The organism is Pseudomonas sp. SIMBA_067 (genome assembly GCF_046534675.1).
Taxonomy (GTDB): domain Bacteria; phylum Pseudomonadota; class Gammaproteobacteria; order Pseudomonadales; family Pseudomonadaceae; genus Aquipseudomonas; species Aquipseudomonas putida.
Window position 1 is genome coordinate 18,461 of sequence record NZ_JAWRYH010000014.1, and the last position, 25,822, is coordinate 44,282.

19 protein-coding genes are annotated in these 25,822 nt (G+C 64.7%); 12 read left to right on the top strand and 7 right to left on the bottom strand.

The annotated features are described in order from the left end of the window. Nucleotides 1-44 precede the first annotated feature (44 nt). From SB765_RS24265 to SB765_RS24300, 8 genes are all read left to right on the top strand, one after another. Nucleotides 45-1,397 carry a 3-oxoacyl-ACP reductase gene (locus SB765_RS24265; protein WP_341797479.1) on the top strand — a complete coding sequence of 451 codons (1,353 nt, stop codon included), beginning with the start codon at nucleotides 45-47 and terminating at the stop codon, nucleotides 1,395-1,397. Nucleotides 1,398-1,399: 2 nt separating this feature from the next. Then, nucleotides 1,400-2,251: a MaoC family dehydratase gene (locus SB765_RS24270; RefSeq protein ID WP_341797478.1), complete on the top strand. Its 852-nt coding sequence runs from the start codon at nucleotides 1,400-1,402 to the stop codon at nucleotides 2,249-2,251. Between the two features lie 64 nt (nucleotides 2,252-2,315). Next, nucleotides 2,316-2,621: a MazG-like family protein gene (locus SB765_RS24275; RefSeq protein WP_019470373.1), complete on the top strand. Its 306-nt coding sequence runs from the start codon at nucleotides 2,316-2,318 to the stop codon at nucleotides 2,619-2,621. Then, on the top strand, nucleotides 2,618-3,367 hold the full coding sequence (locus SB765_RS24280) for a methyltransferase domain-containing protein (RefSeq protein WP_258654998.1): 750 nt from the start codon (nucleotides 2,618-2,620) through the stop codon (nucleotides 3,365-3,367). The genes SB765_RS24275 and SB765_RS24280 overlap by 4 nt, the downstream gene beginning before the upstream one ends. A gap of 21 nt (nucleotides 3,368-3,388) precedes the next feature. Next, the gene (locus tag SB765_RS24285; protein WP_341797477.1) at nucleotides 3,389-4,024 is read left to right on the top strand and encodes a DUF4136 domain-containing protein; all 636 of its coding nucleotides are present in this window, start codon (nucleotides 3,389-3,391) and stop codon (nucleotides 4,022-4,024) included. Nucleotides 4,025-4,043: 19 nt separating this feature from the next. Next, nucleotides 4,044-4,613 carry a DUF4136 domain-containing protein gene (locus SB765_RS24290; protein ID WP_284356735.1) on the top strand — a complete coding sequence of 190 codons (570 nt, stop codon included), beginning with the start codon at nucleotides 4,044-4,046 and terminating at the stop codon, nucleotides 4,611-4,613. A 316-nt stretch (nucleotides 4,614-4,929) separates the two neighbouring features. Beyond that, nucleotides 4,930-5,400 carry an A24 family peptidase gene (locus tag SB765_RS24295; RefSeq protein ID WP_341797475.1) on the top strand — a complete coding sequence of 157 codons (471 nt, stop codon included), beginning with the start codon at nucleotides 4,930-4,932 and terminating at the stop codon, nucleotides 5,398-5,400. Between the two features lie 126 nt (nucleotides 5,401-5,526). After that, entirely contained in the window at nucleotides 5,527-6,300 is a 774-nt protein-coding gene (locus tag SB765_RS24300) for a response regulator (protein ID WP_410932061.1), read from the top strand. Between the two features lie 40 nt (nucleotides 6,301-6,340). Here the strand turns inward: SB765_RS24300 and SB765_RS24305 are convergent, their stop codons facing one another. Continuing rightward, on the bottom strand, nucleotides 6,341-8,005 hold the full coding sequence (locus tag SB765_RS24305) for a ShlB/FhaC/HecB family hemolysin secretion/activation protein (protein WP_410932062.1): 1,665 nt from the start codon (nucleotides 8,003-8,005) through the stop codon (nucleotides 6,341-6,343). A gap of 92 nt (nucleotides 8,006-8,097) precedes the next feature. Further along, complete coding sequence (gene pbpC, locus SB765_RS24310) at nucleotides 8,098-10,440, bottom strand: peptidoglycan glycosyltransferase PbpC (protein WP_410912443.1); 2,343 nt, start codon at nucleotides 10,438-10,440, stop codon at nucleotides 8,098-8,100. Between the two features lie 77 nt (nucleotides 10,441-10,517). Between pbpC and SB765_RS24315 the strand changes: the two genes are divergently transcribed. Then, complete coding sequence (locus SB765_RS24315; RefSeq protein ID WP_016497866.1) at nucleotides 10,518-10,811, top strand: hypothetical protein; 294 nt, start codon at nucleotides 10,518-10,520, stop codon at nucleotides 10,809-10,811. A gap of 164 nt (nucleotides 10,812-10,975) precedes the next feature. On the opposite strand, the gene SB765_RS24320 is transcribed toward SB765_RS24315, so the two are convergent. Continuing rightward, nucleotides 10,976-15,877, bottom strand: coding sequence for an alpha-2-macroglobulin family protein (locus tag SB765_RS24320; protein WP_410932063.1), 4,902 nt, complete (start codon nucleotides 15,875-15,877; stop codon nucleotides 10,976-10,978). A gap of 278 nt (nucleotides 15,878-16,155) precedes the next feature. On the opposite strand from SB765_RS24320, the gene SB765_RS24325 reads away from it, so the two are divergent. After that, entirely contained in the window at nucleotides 16,156-17,493 is a 1,338-nt protein-coding gene (locus SB765_RS24325; RefSeq protein WP_341797469.1) for an MATE family efflux transporter, read from the top strand. Between the two features lie 85 nt (nucleotides 17,494-17,578). On the opposite strand, the gene speA is transcribed toward SB765_RS24325, so the two are convergent. The 4 genes from speA to SB765_RS24345 form a co-directional block, all read right to left on the bottom strand. Continuing rightward, the gene (speA, locus tag SB765_RS24330; protein ID WP_016497862.1) at nucleotides 17,579-19,492 is read right to left on the bottom strand and encodes an arginine decarboxylase; all 1,914 of its coding nucleotides are present in this window, start codon (nucleotides 19,490-19,492) and stop codon (nucleotides 17,579-17,581) included. 151 nt (nucleotides 19,493-19,643) lie between these two features. Then, nucleotides 19,644-20,015, bottom strand: coding sequence for a translation initiation factor Sui1 (locus SB765_RS24335; RefSeq protein ID WP_016497861.1), 372 nt, complete (start codon nucleotides 20,013-20,015; stop codon nucleotides 19,644-19,646). A gap of 284 nt (nucleotides 20,016-20,299) precedes the next feature. Further along, nucleotides 20,300-20,836 carry an NUDIX hydrolase gene (locus SB765_RS24340; RefSeq protein ID WP_016497860.1) on the bottom strand — a complete coding sequence of 179 codons (537 nt, stop codon included), beginning with the start codon at nucleotides 20,834-20,836 and terminating at the stop codon, nucleotides 20,300-20,302. A 2-nt stretch (nucleotides 20,837-20,838) separates the two neighbouring features. Beyond that, nucleotides 20,839-21,906: a DUF2333 family protein gene (locus tag SB765_RS24345; RefSeq protein WP_410912435.1), complete on the bottom strand. Its 1,068-nt coding sequence runs from the start codon at nucleotides 21,904-21,906 to the stop codon at nucleotides 20,839-20,841. A 248-nt stretch (nucleotides 21,907-22,154) separates the two neighbouring features. Between SB765_RS24345 and SB765_RS24350 the strand changes: the two genes are divergently transcribed. Together SB765_RS24350 and SB765_RS24355 are read left to right on the top strand one after the other, a co-directional pair. Continuing rightward, nucleotides 22,155-23,510 (top strand): diguanylate cyclase, encoded by a 1,356-nt coding sequence (locus SB765_RS24350; protein ID WP_341797468.1) that lies wholly within the window; start codon nucleotides 22,155-22,157, stop codon nucleotides 23,508-23,510. 610 nt (nucleotides 23,511-24,120) lie between these two features. After that, nucleotides 24,121-25,695 carry a methyl-accepting chemotaxis protein gene (locus SB765_RS24355; RefSeq protein WP_410932082.1) on the top strand — a complete coding sequence of 525 codons (1,575 nt, stop codon included), beginning with the start codon at nucleotides 24,121-24,123 and terminating at the stop codon, nucleotides 25,693-25,695. Nucleotides 25,696-25,822 lie beyond the last annotated feature (127 nt).

Consider the following 25,822-nt stretch of genomic DNA (forward strand, 5'->3'; position numbering starts at 1 on the left):
AGTTGGTCCACACTTTCAAGCTTGCCTTTTGCGGAGACCCACTCATGAGCGATCGCTACCTCGGTTTTGCCAACTCCAACCTCGGCCGCCGCCTCGTGGATGCCCTCGGCCTGCCACGCCCGGCGCCGCTGGAGCGCTGGGAAGCCGGCCGCCTGCGCCCGGTCGAAGGGGCCCTGGTACTGGGTGGCGGGCCGCTGGCAGGCCAGGTCGAAGCCATCGCCCCGCGCCTGACCGACGCGCTTTACAGCTTCAATGCCGACCACCTGCAGGCCGAAGCCTGGGTGGCCGGCTTGGGGCCGAAAATCAAAGCCGTGGTGTTCGATGCCAGTCATCTGTCCGACAGCGATGCGCTGAAGCAGTTGCGCGAATTTTTCCAGCCACTGCTGCGCAGCCTGGCCCCGAGCGCCCATGTCGTGGTGCTGGGGCGCGCGCCGGAAAGCCTCGACGACCCGTTGGCCAGCGTTGCCCAACGGGCCCTTGAAGGCTTCAGCCGCTCCCTGGCCAAAGAACTGCTCAATGGCGCGACCGCCCAACTGCTGTATGTCGCGCCCGGCGCCGAAGACGAGCTGGAAGGCGCCTTGCGTTTCTTCCTCTCGCCCAAGAGTGCGTTCATTTCCGGCCAGGTGCTGCGCCTGGAAGCCTGCGCCAATCAGGTAGGCGACTGGACCCGCCCGCTGGCTGGCCGCCGCGCCCTGGTCACGGGTGCGGCCCGCGGCATCGGCGCCGCCATTGCCGAAACCCTGGCGCGGGACGGCGCCGATGTGCTGCTGCTGGATGTGCCACAGGCCAGCCAGGACCTCGACGCCCTCGCCGCACGCTTGGGTGGCAAAGCGCTGCCACTGGATATCTGTGCCAGCGATGCGGCAACGCAACTGCTAGCAGCCCTGCCCGACGGCATCGACATCGTGGTGCATAACGCCGGCATCACCCGCGACAAGACCTTGGCCAACATGACCCCGGAATACTGGGACGCGGTCATGGCGGTCAACCTCAAGGCACCGCAAGTACTGACCCAGGCGCTGTACGACAACGGCGCACTGGGCGAAAACGCGCGCATCACCCTGCTGGCCTCGGTCAGCGGCATCGCCGGCAACCGCGGGCAGGCCAACTACGCCGCGAGCAAGGCCGGGCTGATCGGCCTGGCCCAGGCCTGGGCGCCCCGGCTCGCCGAACACGGCGGCAGCATCAACGCTGTCGCCCCCGGGTTCATCGAAACCCACATGACCGCGGCCATGCCCATGGGCCTGCGCGAGGCCGGGCGGCGCTTGAGCTCGCTGGGCCAGGGCGGCCGCCCGCAGGACGTCGCCGAGGCCATCGCCTGGCTCAGCCAGCCAGGCTCCGGGGCAGTCAACGGCCAGGTGCTGCGTGTGTGCGGCCAGGCCTTGATGGGAGCGTGAACATGAGCAGAAACTGGCACGACCTGCAAAGCCCGGCTGCCCGCGCCAGCCTGTACCTGCGTGCAGCCAGCAAGCGCAGCATCAGCGGTGACCGCTTGCCGGACGATGGCCTGCGCTGCTTCATCCCGGTTAAGCCGGGCAACCTGGCAGCCTATAGACGGCTTTGCCACTTTACCGACGATGGCCGCCTGCCAGGCACTTATCCCCACGTCATGGCGTTCACGCTGCAGCTGCAGTTGATGACCGCCCCAAACTTCCCTTTCCCGCTGCTCGGCCTGGTGCACCTGCACAACCGCATCGAGGTGCTGCGCCCGCTTGGTGGTATCGAAGGGCTGCGCTTTGCGGTGTATGCGCAAAACCTTCAGGCACATGCCAAGGGCGGCACCTTCGACCTGGTTACCGAGGCAGACGACGGGATTGGCCTGCTCTGGCGGGAGACCAGCCGCATGCTGGTGCGCGGGCTGAAGCTGGAGGGCCAGGCAGGCGAGCCCGCCGACGATGAACCGGAGCCATTGCCCGAGGCCACCCGCTGGTACGCCGACAGTGATATCGGCCGGCGTTATGCCAAGGTGTGCGGGGACTACAACCCTATCCACCTCAGTGCCACCAGCGCGCGGCTGTTCGGCTTCCCCACGGCCATTGCCCATGGCATGTGGAGCAAGGCCATGGCCCTGGCGGCACTGCGTGGGCACCTGCCGCACAGCGGCTACGCCTTTGAAGTGGATTTCCGCAAACCGGTGCGGTTGCCGTCAGAGGTGGTACTCAGTGCCAGTGAGGCGGGGCCTGAGGGTGCGTTGCGGCTGGATGGGCATGGCGGGGTGCTGCATATGGTCGGGCGCTGGGCTCCGCTGTAGAGCCGGTATACGCTTGCTTTGCATCGGGCCTGGGCCGAAGCTATGCAGCATTAGGAGACCCCCGATGAACCTGCAAGAACTCACCCAACGCCTGCACCAGATTCGCGACAACAATGACTGGCGCGGCTTCCACAGCCCGAAGAACCTGGCCATGGCCGCCAGCGTCGAAATGGCCGAGCTGGTGGAAATCTTCCAGTGGCTAAGCGAAGACCAATCGCGCCAGCTACCTGCCGACAAACTCGCCCACGCCGGCCAGGAAGTCGGTGATGTGGTGCTCTACCTGCTGCTGCTGTGCAGCGAGCTGGGCCTGGACATGGACCAGGTGGTGCGGGCCAAGCTGGCCGACAGCGAGAGGCGCTTCGCCCGATGAACGACCGTCACTTCGATGAGCTGGCCACCCGCTTTGCCGAGAAGATCTACGGCGGCGCCAAGGGCGCGATCCGCCTGGCCGTACTGCAGGCCGACCTGGCCGAGGCGCTGCCCGATCGCCCGCTGCGCATCCTCGACATCGGCGCCGGGCTGGGGCACATGGCCTTGTGGCTGGCCCAGCGTGGCCACCATCTGACCTTGGCCGAGCCTGCCGCCCCCATGCTCGAAGGCGCCCGGGCGCGCTTTGCCGAGGCCGGCCAGACCGCCACGTTCATCCAGGCACCCTGGCAAGACCTGCTCGGCCAACTGACCGAGCCCTATGACCTGGTGCTGTGCCATGCCGTGCTCGAATGGCTGGCAGAGCCCGAAAGCATCCTGCCCGTGCTGCACCAGCTCACGGCCCCTTCCGGGTGGCTGTCACTGGCCTTCTACAACCGCGACGCGCTGGTCTATCGCAACCTGCTCAAGGGCCATTTCCGCAAATTGCGCAGCAACCGGCTGGAAGGTGAAAAGCAGAGCCTGACCCCACAGAAACCGCTTGATCCACGCGAGCTCAAGGCGCAACTTGATCCTATGTGGCAGGTTGAAACCGAGAGTGGGGTGCGGGTGTTCCACGATTACATGCCCAAAGAGTTCCAAGCCAAGGCCGAGCTGCTCGACCTGCTGGAAATGGAACTGGCCTACCGCCGCCACCCCGGCTTCGCCGGGCTTGGCCGCTACCTGCACTGGGTCTGCCGCCCCCGTTGACTCGCCTGCCGGGAGGAATACATGCCGTACCGTTTGTTGTGCCTGGCCCTGCTGCCGCTTGCCTTGGCTGCCTGCCAGGGCAGCAACCCGTATGTGGCCAGCAGCCGCCCGCTGCCACCGGCCCCCGCTCAGGCGGCCACCACCTTCGACGCCAGTGCCTACCCCGCGCCCGCCCGTGATTACGGGCACTACCGCAGCTGGAGCTGGCGCAACGGCCAGTTGCCCAGCGGCTCGGCCAATGCCGACCCGGCGCAACTGGCCGATGCCGTCAGCGGCGCACTCGACCAGCATGGCCTACGCCCTGCCCGGGGGGCTTCCGGCGATTTGCTGGTCAGCGCCGACATGCGTCTGGAAAAACGCTTGCGCCAAGTGCGTGACTACGACACCTACGACCCCTACTACGGCCCCTATCCCTACGGTGGTGTCGGTTATGGCGGCTATCGCCATGGCTACGGGGGCTATGCCAGCGTGCCCATCGTGCGCACCTACGAGGTCGAAGTGATGGTGGTGCGCATCGACCTGTACGACGCCCGCAGCGGCCAGCCGGTGTGGAGCGCCAGCGCCGAAAGCGGCAGCGACAAGAACTCGCCGCGTGAACGCGAAAGCGCCCTGCGCGATTCTGTGCACAAGGCGCTCAGCGGCTATCCTCCCAGTTAATAGCTAACGGAGAACCATCATGTTGCGCCGTCTCGTTCTACTGTCATTCGCGCTACTGCTTGCCGCCTGCTCCAGCAATAACGTGCAACAGGATTTTGATGCCAGCCGTGATTTTGCCGCCTATCGCAGCTGGGCGTGGCAAGAGCCGGGCCTGCAGTACCGCCCGGATGACCCGCGGATCAAGAGTGACCTCACCGAGCAGCGGATTCGCCAGGCAGTGGCAGACCAGCTCGACCAGCGCGGCCTGCGCCCGGTACAAGGCGGCGCGCGGCCTGACCTGACGGTGCGCACCTACCTGATCGTGGAACAGCGCCAGCAACAGATCACCACCAACTATGGCGGTGGTTGGGGTGGCTACTGGGGCGGCTACTGGGGCGGCCCGATGTATAACGAAACCCGCAGTGTCGACTACAAGGTCGCCACCATTCAGGTTGATATGTTCGACGGGCGTGACGGCAAGCTGGTGTGGCGAGGCAGTGCCGAGCAGATCATGAACAACTACCCGCCAAGCCCGGAAGAACGCAACAGCGCCATCCACAATACCGTGACCAAGGTGCTGGCCAACTACCCGCCGGGTAGCAAGAAATAAGGTTGTAATGCGGCTTTTGCATGCACCGCCCCCCCCTGTGGGAGCGGGCATGCCCGCGAAGCAGACACCGCGGTGCATGGCACGGGCTTCGCCCGTGTTCGCGGGCGCGCCCGCTCCCACAGTGACCGTGCCACCTTTGAATGTTGAGCAAGGCAGTAGCACCCACCTGAGCGGTGTCAGGAGCGACAAAATCCATTTCGACACCGCCTTTTTGCCTTTCCAGCGCCACTCGTGCGCAGGTTCTTGTCTATCTTCACTTAAGGAAACCTGACTGACCGGGTAGATGTGTTCAACATTTGGGAAAGGCGACCTGCCAATGCAAAGCATTGTTCTCCTGCTGTGGCTTGCCTTGTGCTCCGAACAGGATGTGCGTCAACGCCAGATATCCGATCTGCTGACCCTGGGCGTGGCTGCCGGCGCCCTGTTCTGGCTGTTCGCCACCGGCCACAGCTGGATCGGCGCCGATGCCAGTGATGCCGGCTGGGCACTGGCCATCGTCATGCTGCTTACACTGCCCGGCTACATGCTCGGCCGCTTCGGTGCCGACGACGTCAAGCTGATGGGCGCACTGGCCCTGGCCACCAGCCCGCAATACGTGCTCGGCACCTTCATTGGCGCCGGTGTCAGTGTGCTGGTGTGGCTGCTCACCCGTCGGCGCCTGTGGACCCTGCTCAACCCCAAGGTGAAGAAGCGTTTGCAGGCTCTGACCGATGAAATGGGCGAGAAACAGGCATTCGTACCCTACGTGTTAGCAGGTTTTCTTCTAACGGCGGTATGGATCCAATAATCCTTCCTGTGGTCCTATGAGTTGTACATAACTTATAACTTGTACATATCCAGAAAGTGCGACTATTTTTAAGCTGCCAGCGTGTCTGGCACGGGAGCAGGGCCGCATACGAACAGGGAGTTGATCGTGTCCAGACCATTCAGTGAAATGAAGCTATTGGTGGTCGATGACCAACCAGTCATCGTCGAACAGTTGTGTGAATTTCTCGAAACCCAGGGCTACCACTGCCTGCCAGCCCATTCGGCCGACGAAGCCATCCAGCGCTACCTGGCCGACGAGGCCATCGGCCTGATCATCTGCGACCTGCACATGCCTGAGCGTGATGGCATCGAACTGGTTCGCGCCCTCAAGGAAGTCACCGGGCCACGTATGTTTGAAGCCATCATGCTGACCGGGCGTGCGGACAAACAGGACGTGATCCGCGCCCTGCGCGAAGGGTTTGCCGATTATTACCAGAAGCCCATGAACCTCGACGAACTGCTGGAGGGCGTGCGCCGCCAGGAACAGGCCCTGCAAGAACGCCAGCGCAACTTCCGCGCCCTGGGCGGGTTGAACCAGCGCTTGCAGGACCTGGCCGATTCGGTGGACGAACTGTACCAGGACCTGGAAAAAGCCCGTGGCCAAGGTACCCACCGCCGTGCCACCGATGTGGAAGAGAGCGAAAGCGAGCTGCCAGCTGCCTTCGAGAAGCTGTCCCCACGCCAACTGGAAGTGGCGCGGCTGGTGAGCAAGGGCAAGACCAATTACCAGATCGCCTGTGAGCTGGGCATTACCGAAAACACCGTCAAGCTGTATGTGTCGCAAGTGTTGCGTTTGACCCACATGCACAACCGTACCCAGCTGGCATTGGCGCTGACGCCCAGCTCGTCGCCGGTGCATCTGAGGTTTACTACCCATTGAGGGGTTTGCCTGGAGATTGCCGGGGCTGCTTTGCAGCCCCCTACATTTGAAAACCCAAACTCAGGATTAGCCGGGGGCCACGGTCCAGGCTATCCAACGCCACATCCGCCAAAGGCTTCGCCACCTCCAGCGCAACGTTGAAGTAGCGCCCATCCCCCAACCGTACGCCAAGTGCCGCCGAAGCCAGGTGGGCATCGTCCACCGGCCCCCGGTTATGCCAGGCCTGCGCCACATCCACTGCCGCATAGGGCTGAACCAGTGCCAGCCCGTTACCTCGCAGGCTGTAGTTCAGTTCGTAAGCCACACCCCATCCCTTGTCCCCGTCCGCCTGATCACGCGGGTAGCCACGGCCAAAATGCTGCCCACCAAAGCCCGCCCGCTCGCTGTCGGGCAGCCGGTCATCACTCCAGTACAACGCGCCCGACGCCACCCCCTGCCAGTTGCCAGCCAGCGTGTCACTCTGCAGTCCGGAAAGCCGCAACCGCAGGAAATCCAGATCGTAGTCAGCATCGCTACGCGCGCCCAGGTAATCCAGCCCCTGGTAAACCCCGGCACTGACAATACGCAGGCGGCCACCTTCCACTTTGCGCCAGTCGCCCTCGAAGGACAGCGCGCGCACGGAAGTGTCGTAGTCCCGTAGTGAAGGCACCCCGTCCAGTTGGTCTTCGACGTGCTCGCTGACCGCATACAGGTGCCCCTGCACGGCCATCCATTCGTTCGGCCTTACAACCACTGGCTGACGCAGGCCCACTGCATAGCGTTCACTGTCCCGCTCGCGGGTCATGTCACGGCCATCATCCAGGCGTGTGCGCGTGCCCGGATCACTGCGGTAGCGCGAAGCCGACAGCAGCAACTGGCTGCCGGCAGCGTCCAGGTACTGGCTGTAGTCCAGCCGCTGGTAATGCACCTGGTCATCCCCCGGAGGCAGCAGCAGGCTGGCCTTGAACCGTTCGGCAAAGCGGGTCTGGGCATTGCTGGTGACCGTCAGCAGTGCCTGCGCATCGTCGCGACTGGAATCGGCCAGGGTAACAGCGGCGCTGAACGGCTTGCGCTGCGCATGCACGGTCAAGCGGGTGGCACCGTCAGCGGTTTGCGCCATCGCCAGCTCAGCCTCAATCGACACACCCGGCAGGCGTTCGGCGAGCCCCAGGTAGCGCTCCAGGGTTTCACGTGTCAGCGGGCGTTCGGCTTCCAGTTGCGTCAGCAGCTGCTGCAAATAGCCACCCGCCGGGCCGATGTCGCCCTCCACGCGGTAATCCCGGATGTAACCTTCGACCAGCACCACATTCACCCGGCCTTCGGCCACATCCTGAGGTGGCAGGTAGGCGTAGGAAAGCAGGTAACCGTCCTGCCGGTAGCGCTCGGTCAGGCGCTCGGTGTACTGCTGCAGCTCGCCTAATGTAATGCTGTGCCCGATCAACGGCTGGTAGTGCTCGCGCAAGTCGCTCAAGGGGAACACCGTACCGCCTTCGAAACGCACCTTGTGCAGCACCATGCGCGTATCAGCAGGTGCCCAGGCCTGGCTTTCGGCGTTTGGCCGGGGCATTCGCACATTGGGGCTGGCGGGCCGATAGGTGTCTACCGGCAGGTTGGTGTCGGGCAGGCGCCGTTCGTACTCATGGCTGTCGAGAAAACCCGGCAACGACTCGGCCTGGGCCAAAAACACCCAAGGCAGCAACAACAGGGGCACGGCCAGAGGACGCATAGGGCGCTCCATGTTCCCTTGGGTTGCGGGGCACCAGCCGGTCACACCCGTCACTTGCAAGCGTAGGTGCTGGCCCGGCTGCCGTCGAACGCCTACTCGCTGACCTGGAACGCCACTCGCGCGGTCTCGCCGCTTTCGTCCAGCGCACTGACCTCGGCCTGCCCGGCCTGCGGTAAGCGCACCAGCAGGCTGTCCTGCCCCAGGGTTTCGCCCAACGGCTGGCCATTGAGGAACCACCAGCGCCGCCCGCCACCGCCCAGGGCCGATACATGCAGCTGCAACGGCTCGCTGCTGGTCGCCGGGCGGCGCAGGTTGTCACCCGGTCGCACGCCCACTATCGACAGCGGCGGAGCGCTGGCCGGCACCTGCGGTGGGCAGGCCGGGTCGATGGCCGGCAGCCGCGCCGCGCGCCGCTCCACGCGGGGCAGCCAAGGCTCCAGCGGGGCCGGCCACAAGGCAATGTCGCGGGCCTTGGCGCTTGGGCAACTGCCATCCACTCGCAGCCCCTGGTCGTTGACCCACACACTTTCGCGCAAGCCCAGACCCAGGGGCTGATCGGCGGCTTGCAGCGTCGGCGGCGTGGTGCCGTCCAGGGTCCAGGCAAAACGCTGGCGCCGGCAGTTGGGGTCCTGTTTGCTCATCGGCTGGCCCAGCGGCCAACAGATCGCCGCCACACCGACATTCGCCGGCACCCGCTCCACCGGCACGCTGATGCCACGCTGGCTGTCGCGGTTGCTCAGCAGGTCGTGCACCTGCAGCATCAACGGCGCCGCCGAAGCCAGGCCAAACTGGCCGGGCACCGGCGTGCCATCGGGGCGACCGATCCACACGCCGATCAGGTAGCGCGGGCCCACGCCAATCGACCAGGCATCGCGAAAGCCATAGCTGGTGCCCGTCTTCCAGGCCAGTTGCGGGCGCTGTACCAGTTCGGCATGCGGGTCGCGGTCGGGGCGCGCCTGGCCACTGAGGATGCGCCGGATGATCCACGCCGCCCCTGGTGACAGCAGCCGGCGCTCCACCAGCGGGTCCTGCGGCTGCAAGCGCACCCGCGCACTGTTGCCACCCCGCGCCAGCGCCGCGTAGCCACCCACCAGGTCTTCCAGCCGGCTGCCGGCACCGCCCAGGATCAGCGACAGGTTGGGTTCGGCCAAGGGCGGCAATGCCAGTGGCATGCCCGCCATGCGCAGTTGCGCGGCAAAGCGTTTCGGGCCGTAGGCCTCCAGCAACTGCACGGCCGGCAGGTTGAGTGACAGGGCCAGCGCCGAGCTGGCCGACACCGGCCCACTGAAGCCCATGGAGAAGTTGCCGGGGCGGTAGTCGCCATAGCGGCGCGGCACATCCTGCAACAACGATTCGGAATGGATCAGGCCATCGTCCAGCGCCATGCCGTAAAGGAACGGTTTGAGGGTGGAGCCGGGCGAGCGTAGCGAGCGCACCATGTCGACGTGCCCGAAGCGGCGCTCGTCGGCCAGCTCGATCGAACCCAGGTAGGCGCGCACCGCCATGGTCTGTGCCTCGACCACCAGGATGGCGGCAGAGGTGCGCTCCGGCAGCCGCGCGCGCCAGCCCAGCAACAAGTCTTCAAGGCGCCGCTGCAACGCTGCATCCAGCGTGGTGCGGATCAGCGGCGGGCTGTCGGCGCTGTTCAGGCGCCGGGCGAGCAAGGGCGCCAAGGCTGGCTCCTGGCGTGGTGCCAGCACCAGCGGCTCTTCGGCTGCCTCGCGGATTTGCTGCGCAGGCCACACCTGGTATTCGGCCAGGCGCTGCAGCACCTTGTCGCGCGCGCGTTGGGCACGCTCTGGGTGGCGATCCGGGCGCAGCCGGCTGGGTGCCTGGGGCAGCACCGCCAGTAGCGCGGCCTCGGCCGGGGTCAGGTGCATGGGCGACTTACCCAGGTACGCCCAGCTGGCTGCGGCCACACCCTGCAAGGTGCCACCGAAGGGCGCGCGGTCCAGGTAGATCTGCAGGATCTCGCGTTTGGACAGGTGCCACTCCAGCTGCACTGTACGCCACAGCTGGCGCAGTTTGCCGGCCAGGGTGCGGTCATGCGGGTCTAGCAACCGTGCCACCTGCATCGACAGCGTGCTGCCGCCCGACACCACGCGCCCACCCCGCAGGTTCAGCCAGGCCGCACGTGCCAAGGCCAACGGGTTGACCCCGGGGTGGCGGTAGAACCAGCGGTCCTCGTACGTCAGCAAGGCCTGCAGGTACAACGGCGAAACCTGGTCCGGGCTGACCGGGTAGCGCCATACCCCCTCGGCATCGGCAAAGCGCCACAAGGGTGTACCGTCTTCGGCCAGCACCACCCGCGCCAGGTCGTCGCCCGGCAGCGGCAGCGGCCACAGGCGGTCGGCCAGCCACAACAGGCCGCATAGCACCAGCAGGCCAATCAGCGTGGCGCGCAACAGCCTGCCCGCACGCGCTAAGCTTGGCATCGGGAACCGACCTGGCCAGGCAATGGCCAAAGGCTTGGGAACGGCAACCTCGCCAATTCGTTCATCAGGAAGCAACTATGCATGTAGAAGGTTTTTTCGAGTGGCTGGGCCAGGCACTGGGGTCTGTGATCCGCTTCATCGTCGACGCATTGAGCGGGCTGTTCAACCTGCTGGCCAATGCCGGTGGTAATTTCATCGACGGCCTGGCGCGCACCCTGGGCACGGACACCTCGCTGATCAGCATCCTGGCCGTGATCATCGGCCTGATGCTGCTGTACTCGGCAATCCGCGCGTTCATGCGCGCCTCGATCATCCTCGGGATCATCTGGCTGGTGCTGGGGTTGTGGGTGATGAGCTGGGTGATTCACTGAATTACTCAGCTGATCTGCGCGGTTTTTGTGGGAGCGGCCTTGCGTCGCGAAAGGGCTGCACAGCAGCCCCAGGATTGCAGCTTCGCCGCTTTAATTGCCGGGGCCGCTTTGCGGCCCTTTCGCGACGCAAGGCCGCTCCCACATGGTCCGTGTAGAGCGGGTCTTTAGCGGGCTTTTACGGTCATTTCACCTTGCCCATCCCCCACGGCCTGCAGGTTTGGCCGGTACATCGACTCGACCTGCGGCGGCGGCACGCGGTAAGTGCCAGGGGTCACCGCCCGCGCCAGGTACAGCAGGTGGGTGGTGCCATAGCTGTCGAGCTTGAGCGCGGCAACATAACGGTCATCACGGTACTCCTGGTGCACCACGCTGGCGTTCTGCATCGACTCGCGCCATTCCTTCACGGCGCTACTGGCGTTGTCCAGGCTGGCGGCACTTTGCGCCAGGTTCTGGTTTTCCAGCTCCAGGCCGGCCGGTAGCAGGTCTACCACCAGCGCATCCGGCACACGGTCTTCGGCCTTGAGCGCCAGGTGCACCAATACCAGGTCGCCACTGCGCAGGTTGTGCAGGTCCAGCGGCTGTCCGTTCATGCCCAGGTACTCACGACGAATCTGCATACCGTTGCCGCCGGCCGCAGGTGCCTGGCGTGGGTAACCGGACAAGGTCAGTTGCTGGTACAGCGTCTCGCTGCCTTCGTTCTGTACGCTCAGTGGCGAGGCCAGCAACGGGCCTTCCAGCTTCATGCCGGCTTCGGCGTTGTTGAACTCGCGGACCTCGCCCGCACTGTCCAGGCGTGCCTGCCACTTGCCTTCCGGCTTGCCCAGCAGGCCACGGCCGGCCAGGAACAGTGCATTGCGCTCCTGGGTCGACAGCCAGCGGTTGGCCGCCAGTTCATCCGACAAGGCGAACAGGCGCTGGTCGACCTGGCTGCTGGCCAGGTTGCTCTCCTGCAGCAATGCCAATATCAGCGCCTGGTCACGCAGGGCGCTGCCGTAATCGGCCATCCAGCCTTTGCCACGGCTGATGCCCAGGCCCGCCTGCAAGGCTTGCTCGGCGCGCGGTTTGTCGCCCATCTTGTCCAGCGCCACCGCCAGTTGTACCAACGGCAGGCCGGAGCGGGCATCGGCGCGGCGCTCGAACAGGCCACGCAGCGCGCCCAACGGCGCCTGCTGGCTGCGCGACAACACCAGCGCCGCGTAAGCCTGCACGGCAAAGCGGGTGTGGTCAGCGTTTTCGCTGTAATCGACTTCGATCAGGTTGCGCTCCTGCAGGTAGCGCAACAGGCGCTCGCTGGCCTTCTTCAACGCTTCGGCCGGCACGCCATAACCCTGGTCACGGGCACGCAAGAGGAAGTCGGTAACGTAGGCGGTCAGCCAGTACTCCTCTTCGCTGTCCGAACTCCACAGGCCAAAGCTGCCGTTGTAGCGCTGCATGCCCAGCAGGTGCTCGATACCCATTTCAATCTTGCGCTTGCGCACATCCGCCGGCTCGCCCTTGATGCCCAGGCGCTTGAGGCTGTCGGCATCGGCGTACAGCGACGGATACAAGCCGCTGGTGGTTTGCTCCAGGCAACCGTAAGGGTAAGCCTCCAGCGCACGGATCTGCTCGGCCAGGTTCAACGGCGGCCGGCTCGACAAGGCCAGGCTGGCCTCCAGGCCTGCGGGTTCGAACGCGGCCAGGTCTGCTTCGGGCAGGGTCCATGGCTGGTCCTTCAAGGCCACGCGGTAGTGCTTGAGCATTGCCGGGTAGGCCGGGCGCACGCCCAGCGTCCACTCACGTTCGAACGCGGTGGTCGGCTCGTTCGGCAGTTGCAGGCCTGTGACACGCACATGCACCTTGCCCTGCCCCAAACCACCCTGAGCCTGCACAGGAATCATCAGGGTCGAACGCTGCCCCTCGGCCAGGGCGACGGTCTGCATGGCATTGGTGGCAAGGCTCAGTTGCCCTTCGGTGGTGATTTCAACGTTCAGTTGCTGGGCGCGGCCCGACAGGTTGGCCAGGTCCAGTGCCAGGCTGGTGCGGTCGCCGCCGGCCAGGAAGCGCGGGGCCGAAAGCTCGGCAATCAGCGGTGCGGCGACCACCGTCTTGCCTTCGGCCATGCCGAAGTGCTCTTCGGTCCATGCCTGGGCCATCAAGCGCAGCTCGCCGTTGAAGTCGGGGATATCGACCGTGGCCTGGCCCTCACCCTTGTCGTCCAGCGTCACCGGCAGGCTCTGCTGGGCAACGATGGTGACCGTGGTGTTAGGGCGCTTGCCGCCTTTGGCCATCGCCGCATCGCCACCAAACGCCAGGCTGGCAAGGCGGCCCTGCCCGGCTTCGATCAGCTGGCCGTAGATGTCCAGTTGGTCGGCGCCATAGGCCTTGCGCCCGAACAGGCTGGCAAACGGGTCGGGGGTTTTGAAATCGGTAATGTCGAGGATGCCCACATCCACCGCCGACAACAGCACATGCACCTGCTTGGGCACGCTGCCATCAGCATTGGCGGCCTTCACCTTCACGGTCAGCGGCTGTTTCGGGCGCATTTTTTCCGGCGCCTGCAGGCTCACCGCCAACTTGCGCTCGGCGCGGTCCAGCGGCAGGTGCAGCACGCCTACCGAACGTTTGGGCGTGGCGTTGGCCTTGCGCTCACCCGGGCGGATCACCAGCGCGCTAATGTACAGGTCGTGGCGTGCCCAGGCTTTGTCCAGTTGCACATCGAAGGTCTTGCCCTCGGCGGGCACTTCGATTTCCTGCCACCACAGCGGGCCATCGCTGGACTCGATCATCAGGTAGCCGCTGCCAGCGGCAGGCGGGGTGACGGTAACCTTGGCCGTGGCGCCGTCGGCGTAGGACGGTTTGTCCAGCGCCAGCTTGACCTGGTCGGGGCGCACGGCACCGCCTTCGGCGTTGTCCTGGGCGCGGTAACCGGCCCAGAAGCGCTCGCTGGACACCAGGCCGGTCTGCGGGTCTTCCACCTCGACGCGGTACGGGCCCCATTCAACCTGGAAGCTCAGCTTGGCAGTGGAGCCCGCCTTGACGCTGACTGTCTCTTCGTTCTGGGTCAGGAATTTCTCGTTGTAGGCGTAGCTCCAGCCGTCGCTCTGCGAGTAGTTCCAGTAGTAGTCACGGCGCTCGCGGATCAACCGCACCTTGAGGTCGTTGGCCGCCAGTTTGTTGCCATCGCGGTCGGCTACCAAGAACTCGAATTCCACCGGCCCGTCGCTATCGGTTTCCTCACCATCGAACAGGCCACGCAGGCCCGGCAGGCGCTCGGCTGGCCAGATCGGTTGCTCCAGGCGCCGGGTAATCGGCCGGCCACCGGACTCCTGCAGGCTGGCCTGCACGGTCAGTTGCAGCGGCGAGCGCGCTTCGGCCCAGCGGCTTTCGATATCGACCACCGCCTTGCCAACCTGGTCGAGGGTAACTTCGTCCAGCTCCAGGTCCTGGTTCAGCTCGGTTTCGGTGACCGAGCCAAACTGGTAGCCCGGCAGCGCAGGCACCGCCTCGCGAAGTGGACGCACATAGGCCTGGCCACTCAGGCGATTACCGGCAGCCGGGGCGCCATAGAGGTAACGGCCATTGACCTGGATGCGCGCATCCTCCTCCGGCGACAGCGGCGTGCTGCTGCCCTTCAGCTCCAGCGCCAGGCGCTCGGGCAGGAAGTCTTCGACCAAAAATTCATACACCTGCTTGCGCCCGCCGCCCAGGTCGAGCAGCAGTTGCCAGCGGCCAGTCGGGGCCTCGGTAGCCAGTTGCAACTGGTATTGGTACAAGCCATTGCTGTCGGCTTCCCAGACGAACTTGCGGCTCACCTGTTCATCCGGGCGACGCACTTCCACGCTCACCGGCTGGGCTTTGACGGGCTTGCCGTCCTGGTCGCGCAGCAGGCCGTTGAGCAGCACGGTTTCACCTGGGCGATACAAGTCACGCGGGCCGAAGATGAAAAACTGCAACGGGTTGGCCTGGGGCCCGGTGATGTCGAATTCGGCCAGGTCCAGGGCGGCGGTGTTCAGGCGCAGCAAGGTGGTGTGCACACCTTGGGTAGCGATCAGGGTGTCGGCTTTGGGCGTGATCGGCAGCTGGGCGTGGCCCTTGCCATCTGTGCTGGCCTGGGCGAGCAACTTGCCCTTCTCGTCATGGATTTCGAGGTTGACGCCGTTCAGCGCCTTGCCGCCTTCCAGCGCTTGGGCGAACACGTCAATGCGGTCCCGGTACCGGTGCGCCGACACGCCGATGTCGCTGAGGGTGAACAGGGTCGCTGGCTGCGAGTAGTCATAGGTGCCCGAGGCACGCATCACCGCCAGGTACACGCCCGGGTCCTGCAGCGGCTTGATGCCGGCGATGGGCAGCAGCACGGTTTCGCGGGTGTTGCGGGCGGGGTTGAGGTCGAATCGGCCGCTGTAGACCAGCTCGGCCATGTCCAGGGTTTCCTTGGACTGGTAGTAGTACAGGCTGCTGTTGCGCCCCCAGCTGGCCAAGAAGGTCGAGAGCATTTCCGGCTTCACCCGGAAGAACTCGACATCGACCTTGTCGACGTTCAGGGCAATCACCGGCAGGCCTTCGGCCAGGCGCGTGGGCAACAACGAACCGCGGCTGGCAAAGCCGATGGTCGGTTGCATGTCGCGGGTTTCCAGCTGGGAGACCGACTCATTGTCCAGTTGCTTGCCGTTGACCGCGAGCAGGCCCTTGTCGACGGTCAGCACCAGCTTGCGCTGCGGCTCCAGATGGCGCAGGCGCAGCTCCATCTGGTTGTCGGAGAGTTCCCAGGCGCCATCGAGCTTACCCTTGACGGTGTCTACCAGGTGCACCTTGGTGGCGAAGTCCTGCTTGGCATCCAGCGGTGCTGAGAAGCTGATCGACAGCGTTGCTGCGCCATCGAGCTGCACTTCCGAAACATCCAGCACCGAAAGCTCGCGGCCTTCGTAGCGCTTGGCGAGCACAGCCGGGTCTTCGCGCTTGGGCGCCTGGGTTTCGGCGGGTGCTGTAGCTACGGGTTTCTCGACCGGCGCCGGTTTGTCCGGCGTCGAAGAGTCACAGGCACTGAGCAAAGCCAGCGCGCAGGCCAGCAACAATCCTTTGTTGAACATGGAGTAGGAACTCTTAGGCAGCGTGTTCGTGAGGGCAGCAACTATAGCTCAACGTCAGGTGCAGCACCCGGGCGTTGCGCGGCAAGTGAGACCATGGTCGCGCTAAATGGTTGCCTGGCCGTTACACTGTGGCATTGGTTAAAGGGGGCCGCTTCGCGCCCCTTCGCGGGCTTGCCCGCTCCCACAGGTTTGGCGCCGGCGCAAGAGCAACACTTTCCTGTGGGAGCGGGCAAGCCCGCGAAGGGGCGCGCAGCGGCCCCAACTCTCATGGAATGCAAATGCCCCAACTCTCTGCCGACTGGCGCCACCGTCCCACCCACAACAAGGTTTGGGCGCTGGCCGCGCCGATGATCCTGTCCAATATCTCCGTGCCGCTGGTGGCGCTGGTCGACAGCACGGTCATCGGCCACCTGCCCCACGCCCATCAGCTGGGTGCGGTGGCGGTGGGCGCCACGCTGTTCACCTTCATGGTCGGCCTGATGGGCTTCCTGCGCATGGGGTCCACCGGCTTCGCCGCCCAGGCCGCCGGCCGTGGCGACGGCGCGGCGTTGCGCCAGGTGCTGGTGCAAGGGCTGCTGCTGGCAGTCGGTTTCGCCGTTGTGATCGGCCTGCTGGCCCTGCCGTTCAGCCAGCTTGCACTTCATGCCATGCAACCCAGCACAGCCTTGCAGCAGTCCACCGAAGACTTCTTTCACACCCGCCTGCTGGGTCTGCCCGCAGCACTGGCCAGCTACGCGCTGGTGGGCTGGTTTCTGGGCACCCAGAACGCTCGGGCACCGTTGGCCATCCTGCTGACCACCAACCTGTTGAACATCGTCCTGAACCTGTGGTTCGTCCTGGGGCTGGATTGGGGTGTACTGGGTTCGGCGCGGGCGTCGGTGATTGCCGAGTGGAGTGCCGCCCTGCTGGGCCTGGCCCTGACCCGCCCGGCCCTGCGGGCCTACCCGGGGCAAGTGGCGTGGGCGGCGCTCAAAGGCTGGCAGGCCTGGCGCCCGCTGCTGGCGGTGAACCGCGATATTTTTCTGCGTAGCCTGGCGCTACAACTGGTGTTTCTGCTGATTACCGTGCAAGGCGCACGCCTGGGCGAGTCCACGGTGGCGGCCAATGCCCTGCTGCTCAACGGCCTGTTGCTGACTGCCTATGCCCTCGATGGCTTGGCGCATGCGGTGGAGGCCCTGTGTGGCCATGCCATTGGTGCCCGCGACCGCGACACCCTGCGCCGCTCGCTGGTGGTCGCCTGCGGCTGGTCGCTGATCACCAGCCTGGGCTTTGCCGGGTTGTTCCTGCTGGGTGGGCACCTGTTCATCGACTTGCAGACCGACATCGACAGTGTGCGGGCGGCGGCCTACCCATATTTGCCCTATTTGGCGCTGCTGCCGTTGATTGCAGTGTGGAGTTACCTGCTGGACGGCCTGTTCATAGGAGCGACCCGGGCGCGGGAGATGCGCAATGCGATGTTGGTGTCGGTGCTGATTGCACTGCCGGTGGCGGTGGCCATGAGCGGGTTCGGCAACCATGGATTGTGGTTGGCGTTTCTCGGGTTCATGGGGTTGCGGGCGGTGACGCTGGGGTGGGTAGGGTGGCGGTTGCAGCAGAGGGGTGAGTGGATTCAGTGATGTCGGGGCCGCTTTGCGGCCCATCGCGACACAAGGCCGCTCCCACAAAAGGCAGCACAGGCTTTTGCAGGAGCGGCCCCGGCAATTACGACGACAGGTACGAAGACCGGGTCAGCCCAAGGCGCAACGCATCCAGGTACTGCGTGCGCTCGCGCGCAGTGATCTTGGCGCTGGCGACCTTGTCGCGGTAATGGGTCATCAACTCCTCCGGCGACAGGTGTACATAGCGCAGCATGTCTTCGATGGTGTCGTGGGTCTCGATGCCGGCGTGGTACACGCTGCCGTCGGCGTTCTGGTAGATGTTCACCGAGTCGGTGTCACCGAACAGGTTGTGCATGTCACCCAGGATTTCCTGGTAGGCACCGACCAGGAACACGCCCAGCAGATAGTCCTCGCCATCCTTCAGCGCATGCACCGGCATGCTGGTTTCGATGCTCTGCTCGTCGACGTACTGGTTGATCTTGCCATCCGAGTCGCAGGTCAGGTCCTGCAGTACGGCGCGGCGCAGCGGCTCTTCGTCCAGGCGGTGCAGCGGGATGATTGGCAGCACCTGGCCAATGGCCCAGGTATCCGGCAGGCTCTGGAACACCGAGAAGTTGCAGATGTACTTGTCGGCCAGCTTGTCGTTCAGCTCGTCCAGCACCTGGCGGTGCGAGCGCTGGCGGGCTTTCAGCGAGTTATGCAGGCGGCGGCACACGGCAAAGTAGCACTGCTCGGCCAAGGCCTTCTCGCTCAGGCTGATCTTGCCATCGGCATACTGCGCGGCCACGTCACCCATGTAGTGGGTGGCGCGCCAGTAAGTCTCGGTCACCATCTCGATGTCGGTCGGGCCAAGCAGGTCGGCCAGCCACTGCACCGTCTCGGGCAGGGCTTCCTTGTTCTCGATGGTCGGCACGTCGTCGTTGTGCTTCTCGACGTCGGTGACCTGGATCACCAGCATGGCGTGGTGCGCGGTCAGCGAGCGGCCACTCTCGGAGAAGATGTGCGGGTGCGGCAGGCCCTGCGCGTCGCAGAACTCCTTGAGCATGCCCACCACCACGCCGGCGTAGTCGTCCATGTCGTAGTTGATCGAGCTGGCATTGCGCGAGTGGGTGCCGTCGTAGTCCACGCCCAGGCCGCCGCCGACGTCGATGTGGTCGACCGGCAGGCCCAGCGCACGCAGTTCGCCGTAGTAACGGATGGCTTCCTTGAAACCGTGCTGGTAGTCGGCCAGGTTGGCGATCTGCGAGCCCATGTGGAAGTGCAGCAGGCGGATGCCCTGGTCCAGGCCGGCATCGCGGAAGCGCTGTACCACCGAGATCAGCTGGGCAGCAGACAACCCGAACTTGGACTTCTCACCACCGGTGTCGGCCCATTTGCTGGACGCCAGCGACGACAGGCGCACGCGCAGGCCGACCTGCGGCTTCACCTTGAGCTCGGCGGCCTCGTCGATCACCAGAGCCACTTCCGACTCTTTCTCGATGACGATGAACACGTTGTGGCCAAGCTTCTGGCCCATCAGCGCCAGGCGAATGAACTCACGGTCCTTGTAACCGTTGCAGACGATGGTACCGCCCTTCGGCGCCAGCGCCAGCACGGCCAGCAGCTCGGGCTTGGAGCCGGCTTCCAGGCCAATCGAGACGTTTTGCGTGGCGATGATGTTTTCCACCACCGCTTCCTGCTGGTTGACCTTGATCGGGTACAGCGCGGTGTACTGGCTCTGGTACTCCAGGCGCGCGATATTGGCATCGAACGCACCGGTCAGCTGGCGTACGCGGTCCTGCAGAATGTCGGGGAAGCGCACCAGCAAGGGCAGCGACAGGCCGCTCTGGCGCAATTCGTCAACCTGCTCGTACAGGTCGATCGGCGCGCTGTCGGGGCCGTTGGGGCGCACTTCGACGCGCCCGGCTTCATTGATGGCGAAATAACCAGCGCCCCAATGGCGGATGCCATAAACACTGCGGCTGTCGGCCACGGTCCACTGGCTACCATCGTCTTTGCGTGTGCGTCGTACGGACATTCAAGTCCCCTATAGATAAGTCGAAGACACTGCCCCGCAGGCAGCGGAGCGAGTGTAAAAGCTGTAAATGACGATTCATCCGTGCTCAGGCATAGACCCTGACCACAGGAACGAGTTTAGAAAGCGCTGGGCAAAAAATTGTGCGATGGCCTCAGCCGCCGGACTTTTTCGCCTTGAAACCCTGTTTGGTCAGCTCGCCGATCAACAGCTCGACATGGTCGCCCTGGATCTCGATAACCCCGTCCTTCAGTGCGCCGCCAGTACCGCAGCGGCGCTTGAGCGTGGTCGCCAGGTCTTTGAGCTGGTCGGGCGGAAGGGGCACACCGGTGACGGTAGTCACGGTCTTGCCACCACGGCCTTTGCTCTCACGGCGCACACGGGCAATGCCGTCGCCTTCGGGGATGATTTGCTGCTTGCAGCTGCAGGCATCCACCGGCTGGCCACAGTCGGGGCAGTGCCGACCAGCGTCGGTGGAGTAAACGAGACCGCCGAGGGCGGAAAAGGAAGAAGCTTTCTTGGCCACTTTTGTTCCTCTGTGCTGAGGACAAAAACTGGTCGTGCCCTGGGGTTGAGGCCGACCGCGAAGCCCCACTCTGGCAGGGGCGGCGCTACTGCCGCAAGATCCTGCGACAGCCCGAAAAGGGCGCGCAGTGTAACGATAAATCCGGCTGTTGCTAAGTACAGGATTGCGGCATTTTACGAATGTTTTGCGACTATTCGCGGCCCACAGGTACAGCGCAGCTCTCGAACACTTCACAATCCCTGTGGGAGCGGGCGTGCCCGCGAAAGGGCCAGTATTGAAAACAACTATCCCTGGCTGACTTTATATCGCTGCAAAGCGGCCAGTGAGTCCGGGCAATACGGTTTGCTCAGGCTCTCTTGCTCAGCCTGCTCCAAGCCAATGAACCGCGCCTCGATCACCTCTTCCGGCTGCAAGCGCAACGGCGCATCGGACACCGCTGAATACACCGCACACCACAACCGGTTGTCGGGCTGGTCGAAATAGAACCGTTCGTGAAAGCGTAACTCAACCCCTTCAATTCCCAGTTCCTCGGCCAGCTCACGCGCCGCCGAGTCGGCGTAACCCTCCCCGGCCGTCACCATGCCACCCGCCGCCACATCCCAGTACCCCGGGTACAGCGCCTTGCTCAGGGTACGCCGGTGCACACACAACTCACCGGCACTGTTGAACAGCAGAATGAAGGTGCAACGGCCGATCAGGCCACGCTCGCGCAACTCTGCGCGGGGCAATGCCCCCAGTACCTGATCGGCCTCGTCCACCCAGCTGACCAGTTCGCGGTCGGAGGCCGCCCGGTGGGCGGCCTCGTTCGGGCTGATGGCCATTCTCAACCCTGCGACAGCAACTGACGCAGGTCGATCACGGCAGCGTTGGCCCGCGAAATGTAGTTGGCCATGACCAGCGAATGGTTGGCCCACATGCCGAAGCCACTGCCGTTGAGCACCATCGGGCTCCACAGCGGCTCTTGCGAGGCCTCCAGTTCACGGATGATCTGGCGCACGCTGACCGTGGCATTCTTCTTCGCCAGCACGTCGGCGAAGTCCACCTCGATGGCGCGCAGCAGGTGCGACAACGCCCAAGCCTGGCCGCGGGCTTCGTAGAACACGTTGTCGATCTGCAGCCATGGGGTTTCCACCAGCTCCTCGTCCACCTGCGGCGCCTGCCCGGCAACCACCGACTCGGTCTTCAGCGTGGTGTTGAGCTTGACCCGGCCAACGCTGGCCGACAGCCGCTGCGACAGCGAGCCCAGGCGAGTGGCCACGTCACCCAGCCAGTTGTTCAGGTTGTCGGCACGGGTGTAGAAAATCGCGCCCTTGTCGCCGGCAGCCAGACGGGTCTGGTAACGGCTCAGCGACTTGATGCCCTCTTCGAACTCCGACTCGCTCGATGGCAGGATCCAGCTCTTGTTGTCGAAGTTGAAGCGCGGCTCGGCCTTGGCCAGGTCGGCGTCTTCGGTGGACTGCGACTGCGAACGGGCGAAGTCCTTGCGCAAGGCGCGGGACAGGTCGCGTACCTGGACCAGCACGCCGTATTCCCAGCTCGGCATGTTGTCCATCCACAGCCCTGGCGGGAAGCGGTCGTTGGAAATGTAGCCGCCCGGCTTGTTCAGCAAGGTGCTGGCCACAGTCTTGAGGGTCTCGATGGTGGTGTAGCCCACCACCATCTGCTGGCCGCCGCGCTCAGCGGCAGACTGGGCATTCTGCTGTACCGGGAACAGTTCCGGCTCCTGGCTCCAGTACCAACCCAGGCCGATGCACACCAGCAGGTACAACCCGATCAGGGTCCCCAGGGCACGGCTCCACAGGCCGCCAAGGTAGCTACGGGCGGCAGCGCCGCGGCCGTCGACACGCTCACGGGGCTCGGCTTTGGCCTCGCGGTTTTTCCAGTCCAGCATGGCTTTGTCCTTAATCAGTCACGACGGTTCTAGGGCTTTGACCACAGGCCTGCGCCAGGGTGCCACGGCAAGCCCGCATGGCAGCACTATAAAGCAGACACCACCGTACGCATAAGCGACCAATCAGTCAGCAACTGAATATTCGTTCTGGCCGCTTTGTTGATACAGGGCAGTCACGTATTTGCAAAGAGCTGCTAGCATAGAGCCATCATTGCCCCTGCACATCCCAACCTATAAGTAGCCAGGACATGAGCCAAGCAGTTGAGCCGAGCCCGCAGTGCCCCACCCAACAGGTGACGCGTAGCGGCCTGCGCAAGGACGACCCGCTCGACCCGCTGCTGCTGCCCCTGCGCAAGCCGGTGTACATCCTGCTGCAGGACCATGAGCGTGCCCAGCGCCTGGCCCAGCAACTGGAGTTCTTTGGCCTGGTGGTGCAAGCGCTGCCCAGCGCTGCGGCGTTTCTCGCCTCGATCAACGAATACCCGCCTTCGGCCATCATCATGGATGTCGACTTCACCGGTGCCGGCCAAGGCTTGCTGCTGGCCGCCCAGGTGCAGCAGGGGCTGGCGCTACCTGTTCCGCTGCTGTTCTTCAGCCACCACGAAGCCGACACCCCGACCCGCCTTGCCGCCGTACGCGCGGGTGGCCAGGACTTTCTCACCGGCAGCCTTGAAGCTTCCAGCCTGCTGGAAAAGGTCGAACTGCTGACCAACGCCACCCCGCACGACCCGCTGCGCGTGCTGATCATCGACGACTCGCGCACCCAGGCGCTGCACACCGAGCGCGTGCTGGCCAGCGCCGGCATGGTCACCCGCAGCCTGACCGACCCCATCCGCACCATGGCCGAGCTTGCCGACTTCCAGCCCGACCTGATCATCCTCGACCTGTACATGCCTGCCTGCACCGGCCCGGAACTGGCCAAGGTGATCCGCCACAGCGACCGCTATGTGAGCGTGCCGATCATCTACCTGTCTGCCGAAGACGACCTGGACAAGCAGCTGGATGCGATGAGCGAAGGCGGTGATGATTTTTTGACCAAGCCCTTTCGCTCACGCCACCTGATCACCACCGTGCGCAACCGCGCCGCCCGCGCCCGGCACCTGAAGGCGCGCATGGTGCGCGACAGCCTGACCGGGCTGTACAACCACACCCACATCCTGCAACTGCTGGAAGACTGTAGCTTCCGCGCCCGCCGCGAACAGCAGCCGTTGAGCTTTGCCATGCTCGACATCGACCATTTCAAGAAGATCAACGACCGCCACGGCCACCCCATGGGCGACCGGGTGATCAAGAGCCTTGCACTGTTCCTCAAGCAACGCTTGCGCAAGACTGATTTCATTGGCCGTTATGGGGGTGAAGAGTTCGCCATCGTCATGCCCAACACCGCGCTGGACGCGGCGCACAAGGTGCTGGACGAGATTCGCCGGCGCTTTGCAGAAATCCTCTACCCGGCGCAGCCGCAGGATTTGCAGTGCACCTTCAGTGCCGGGGTGGTGCAGCTGGATGAGGTGCTGGATGCACTGACCATGGCCAGTGCGGCGGACGAGGCGCTGTACCGGGCCAAGCATGCGGGGCGTAATTGCGTAGTGCGTGTAGAGCCTTGAGTTATTTATAGGCTGTACCGGCTTCTTCGCAGCACAAGGCTGCTCCTACAGGAGCACGCTGAATGTAGGAGCAGCATTATGCTGCGAAGAGGCCAGAGCAGGCCACACCAATAGCAGCACTGTGCCACTTTTTCTGGCACCAAGCCCCTGTCGTCATCACCCCGTCACAAAATCGCAATAACTTCAGGCGCCTACCTCTCCCCTGCGCAGGAAGTTCGCGGCTATGCGCCTGAAGTGGCTGACCAATTTCAACACCCTGTTGCTGGTAACGGTGTGTCTCGCCCTGGCCGTCACCCTGTGGTGGTCGCAGCGTGCCCTGGAGCGCCCCTACCAGATGATGGAGCGCTACCTGGGCCTGTCCCAGCAGTTCCAGAACCAGGCAGCACGCAATATCCAGGCTTACCTTGGCAGCGGCGATGCCCTGCGCCATGCCGCCGCCATGGAGGCCAACCAGCAATTGCAGGCCAGCCTGAACGAGTGGCCCATAGAACTGGCCGGCAAGCTGCGCCCCAGCCTCGACAATCTGCAGGCCTTCACTGCCAACGAACTGCTGGCCGCCGGTAAACTGGCTGGCGATCCGCAAGCCCTGCTGCTGCAGGCCGAGCGGGAAATGGGGGCCAACTTCGAACAACTGGCCGGCTACGCCCGTGACAGCGGCAGCGCCGATGCCAACCGCTACCTGTTGCCCTTGCTCGACGCCAGCGTGCACCTGGGTCGCCTGTCGCTGGCAAGGGACAAGTTGGTCAGCAGCGGCCGCCCGGAGCTGGCCGACGAAGTGGAGCGTGAACTGCAACTGATCCGCACCCAGGCGCAGGCCATCGACAGTTTGCCGTTGCTGGGCGTGACCCGCGCAGCCGAATCCGGTGCCGACGACTTCGCCGCCATGATGGGCCTGGAAACCCAGGCCAGCGCCCAGCAGGAAGACATTGCGGTGGGCCTGAAGCGTGAACTGCAAAGCCTGCTAAGCCGCTACCCGGCCGAACTGCAACGCACCCGCGAACAGATCGAACGCCGCGCCGCCCTTGCCGCCAGCACCCATCAGCGCCTGGAGGCGGTGCAGCAGGCCATCGCCGCGCTGGAACCCGAAGTACGCGGCGAGCATGCAAAGATCGCCGCCGAGGTGCGCATTATCCAGGGCCTGATGATCGGCTTGATACTGCTCATCGCCCTGCTGATCGACACCCTGCAGCGGCGCCTGACCCGCACCCTCGTCAGCCTTGCCCCAGCCTTGTCACATTGGGCCGAGGGCGACTTTGCACAGGCCATCTCCCTGGGCAAGACCAACCGCGAACTGCACGACATCCAGGAGTCGCTCAACCGCCTGCGCCAGTACCTGGTGGAGCTGGTAGGCACCATCCGCCACAACGCCGAGCAGGTGGCTGGCAGCAGCCACGCCCTGGCCGGCATGAGCGCCGCCCTGCACGACGGCGCCGAGCGCCAGGCCGGCGATACCGGCCAGATCCGCGATGCCTTGGGCGAGCTGGAAGCCACCATTCAGCTAGTGGCGGGCGATGCCAGCACCGCTGCCGATGCCAGCCGCGATGCCGGGCGCGCAGTGGAACAGGGCCAGGCGGTCATTGGCCAGAGCTTGTCGGGCTTGCGCGAGCTGGTCGATGAAGTGCAAGGCAACGCCCGTATGATCGAGCAACTGGCCGACGAGTCGGCGACCATCGGCGGGGTGTTGACGGTGATCCGCTCGATTGCCGAGCAGACCAACCTGCTGGCGCTGAACGCCGCGATCGAAGCAGCCCGTGCGGGAGAAATGGGCCGCGGCTTTGCCGTGGTGGCCGATGAAGTGCGCTCGTTGGCGCAGCGCACCACGGGGGCTACCGGCGAAATTCAGGCACTGATCGACCGCTTGCAGCAAGCTGCGAAAAGTTCGGTGGCGGGAATGCGTGCGCAGCTTGAGCATGCCGAGGCCACGGCCAACCAGGCCCAGGCGGCGGATGGCGCGCTGGACGAGATTGTCTGTGCCATCCGCACCATTTCCGACACAGCGGTGCGCATTGCCGATGTCACGGCCCAGCAGAGTGGTGCGGTGAGTGAAATTCGTGACCACAGCGAGCGCATCCATGAGCTGGGCGAAGACAACCTGCAACGCATTGGCGAAGGGCGCGAGCAAGGCGAGCAGTTGCTGGGGCTGGGTGGTGAGCTGAACCGGGCGGTGCGGGCGTTCAGAGTCTGAACGGGCAGCGCAGTCTCTGTGGGAGCGGCGCATGCCTTGAAGATATCGCAGGCCATGTGTCGCCCCCGCCGCCTGCATGGCCCCAACCTGTACCAACTCCGCTATCATGCCCGGCACGTTCCACCTC